Below are 3,322 nucleotides of genomic sequence, written 5' to 3'. Positions count from 1 at the left end.
CCCCGCAGCCCTGGCCCGCGACCGCCGCGCCCCGGCCCGAGGGCGCCCCGGTGCCGGCCGACGGCACCACCCCGACGCCCCCGCAGGGCGTCCCCGGCTCCACGCCGAGCCAGGGCACACCGCTGCCGCCCGAGAACGCGCCCGCACCCCGCGCGGCGCAGCCCCTGCCCGCCGAGACGTCGGTGCCCGTCGACCCGAACTCGACCCAGGGACGGTCGATCAGCGTCCGGACCCTGGGCCAGGGCGTGCCGTTCAACCGGCAGGCGGTCCAGGTGCAGCAGCCGTCGGCCGCCCCCGCGCCGCAGCAGCCGGGCCGGCGCCGCAAGCTGGGTACGCCGCCCGACCCGCGCGCGGACCAGGCGGCGCGCCCGCATCCGGCGACCGAGCAGCCGACCGCCACCACGCAGCCGAAGCAGCAGCCCCAGCCGCAGCCGACGGGGCAGGAACAGACCTCGCTGGGCGGCGGACAGCAGCGGCTCGCGCCGGTCACCGAGGGCGCCGGACGGTCGTACGCCATAGGAGCGCCGGACAAGGACGCCGCCGAGGGACCCGAGCCGCTGGACGGGCCCGGCGGAGCCGTGGAGGTGGCGGACTCGCCGCGTCCGCAGCCGATGGACGACGAACTGCCGCCGGAGCCCCTGGACAACCCGCGCCGACTGCTGGTGTGGCCCGCGCCGGACGTCTCCACGCAGCAGGCGCTCAGCGACCGCGGCTACCGGCCGGTGATCGTGCACTCGCGCGAGGAGGTCGACGCGCAGATCGCGGCGTTCCCCGCCGCGCTGTTCGTGGACCCGCTGACCGGGCCGATCACTCGCACCGCACTCCAGTCGCTGCGGCAGGCGGCGGTGGCCGCCGAGGTGCCGGTGCTGGTCACGGCCGGCCTCGGACAGGCCTCGCGGGACGCCGCCTACGGCGCCGACCCGGCCGTCCTGCTGAAGGCGCTCGCACCCCGGGACACCGAGCAGCACCCGCCGCGCGTGCTGCTGATCGAGGAGCACGCGGAGATCGCGCTGGCGCTGACCTCGACGCTGGAGCGGCGCGGGATGCAGGTGGCGCGCGCGGCGAGCGACGCCGACGCGGTGGCGCTGGCGGGGCAGTTCCGGCCCAACCTGGTCGTGATGGACCTGATGCAGGTGCAGCGGCGGCAGGAGGGATCCGCCGGGATCGTCGGCTGGCTGCGCGCGAACGGGCAGCTCAACCGCACCCCGCTGGTCGTCTACACCGCCGCCGTCGACCAGGCCGACCTGCCGCGGCTGGCGTCGGGCGAGACGGTGCTGTTCCTGGCGGAGCGGTCCACCAGCGCTGAGGTGCAGGGCCGGATCGTCGAGCTGCTCTCGCGGATCGGGACCAACTGACGCCGCGGTGCCCGGGCGCTACCGGTCGACGATCCGGCGCGCCGCCTCCTTGATCGACGTGCGCAGGCGGTCGGCGTCGGTGTCCGCGCCGCCGACCAGGATGCGCTTCATCTGGGGCACGACGATCGCCCAGTTGGCCATCGCGACCAGCAGGAAGAGGAGGTCGGGCGCCGGGATGGCGTCGGTGACCACGCCGCGTTCCTGGCCGTCCCGTACGGCGGCGACCTTGCGGGCGTAGTGGGCCTGCCGCTCGGCCTCGTGGGGCAGCTCGGCCGTGCCGTACTCCATGCCCTCCCAGAAGAGCAGACGCAGCAGCTCGGGGTGGGCGGTGTGGTAGTCGAGCAGGCGGTCGATCCAGCCCTCGATGTCGTCGGGGTCCACGGGGACCGAGACCGCCAGGTCGAGCATCTTCTTCTCGAGGACGGACGCGAACAGCTCGTTCTTGTTGCCGTAGTAGGCGTAGATCAGCTGCTTGTTCGCCTTGGCCTCGGCCGCGATGCGGTCGATGCGCGCACCGGCGATGCCGTGCCGCGCGAACTCGGCGACCGCCGCCGCGAAGATCCGGGCCTTGGTGGCCTCGGGGTCCCTTGCTCCCATGGGGGACAGGGTATGCGGAGGGAAGCAGGTAACCAACTATCTGGTTGACAGAGGCCCGGGGGCGGGCGCAGACTCGGCCCCGTCAGTCCAACCAACCAGTTGGTTATTAGTGTGCGCTCGAAGGAGTCGCTCCGCTCATGCCGTCTTCGCCGTCCCGAGCCGCAGTACCGGCGGAGGCCGCAGCCGCCTCCGTCCCCGCGTCCGTGCCCGCGTCCGCCTCCGCGTCCGCCGGGACCGGGCCGCCGACCCGGCCCGCCGGTGCCGCGTCCCGGCTCTTCCTTCCCCTGATCGCCCTCTGCACCGCCGTGACGGCCGCCAACATCTACCTGGCGGCACCGCTGCTCCCTCTTATCGCCCACGACATGGGCTCGACGCCCTCGGGGGTGGCGTGGCTCGCCTCCGTCGCCCAGCTCGGGTACGCGGCCGGCCTGCTCTTCTTCGCCCCGCTCGGGGACAGCGTGAACCGGCGCCGCCTGGTCGCCGTCCTCGCGCTGGTCGCCACCGCCGCACTGCTGGCCGGCGCCGCCTCGGCCGGGACCGGCGCGCTGGCTGCCGCCGTCCTGGTCGCCTCGGCCGCGACCGTCGTCCCGCAGCTCCTGGTCCCGCTGGTCGCCGAACGCGCCCCCGCCGACCGCCGGGCCCGTCATGTCGCGGCCGTCATCGCGGGTCTGTTCACCGGCGTGGTGGCGGCCCGCGTGCTCGGCGGACTGGCGGGACAGGCCTTCGGCTGGCGTGCGGTGTTCGTGGGCGCCGCCGTCCTGACCGCGGCCCTGGGCCTGGCTACCGCGTACATACTCCCGGCCGAGCGGCGGCGCCGGCAGGGCTCGCTGTTCGCGGGCCTGGCCGCGCTGCCCGGCGTACTGCGCCACTCGCCCGACCTGTGGCGCGCGTGCGTGCGCCAGGCGGGGATGTACGGCGCGTGGAGCGCCCTGTGGACCTCGCTGGCGCTGCTCCTGGCGGGGGACGACGGCTACGGCATGACGACCGCCGCGGCCGGGCTGTTCGGCCTGTTCGGGCTGGCGGCGAGCGTGGTCGCGCCGCTCGCGGGCGGCCTGGTCGACCGGTTCGGCGCCGCGAAGGTCGTACGGTCCGCGTATCTGCTCGCCGCCGTGTCCGTGCCGCTGTTCTGGCTGGGCGGGCAGGTGATGGCGGCCCTGTGCGCGGCGGCGGTCCTGGTGCACGCCGCGCTGGTCGCCTCCCACGTCGCCAACCAGACCATCGCCCTGACCACCACGTCCGCCCCGGCCACTGCCAACACGGCGTACGTCGTCTCCGGCTTCGCGGGCGGCGCCCTGTCCTCGGCCCTGGCGGGCCCGGCCTTCGGCCAGTGGGGCTGGGGCGGACGTGGTGGTCAGGGCGATGGTCTGGTT

Annotated in this window: 2 protein-coding genes and 1 pseudogene; 2 read left to right on the top strand and 1 reads right to left on the bottom strand. The window is 75.3% G+C overall.

What is annotated here, in order from left to right; all coding sequences use genetic code 11:
• Positions 1-1,355 (top strand): annotated as a pseudogene (locus tag DMH12_RS37895) (nickel transporter); the annotation flags it as partial.
• Positions 1,356-1,373: 18 nt separating this feature from the next.
• Here the strand turns inward: DMH12_RS37895 and DMH12_RS37890 are convergent.
• Positions 1,374-1,952: a TetR family transcriptional regulator gene (locus DMH12_RS37890; RefSeq protein ID WP_125495790.1), complete on the bottom strand. Its 579-nt coding sequence runs from the start codon at positions 1,950-1,952 to the stop codon at positions 1,374-1,376.
• Between the two features lie 137 nt (positions 1,953-2,089).
• On the opposite strand from DMH12_RS37890, the gene DMH12_RS37885 reads away from it, so the two are divergent.
• Positions 2,090-3,322, top strand: a 1,233-nt coding sequence (locus DMH12_RS37885) for an MFS transporter (protein WP_148107596.1), incomplete at its 3' end; no start/stop codon positions are given.

This window comes from Streptomyces sp. WAC 04229 (assembly GCF_003947455.1).
GTDB lineage: Bacteria > Actinomycetota > Actinomycetes > Streptomycetales > Streptomycetaceae > Streptomyces.
The sequence above is the reverse complement of the archived record's forward strand: the minus strand, read 5'-3'. Positions and strand labels throughout refer to the sequence as shown.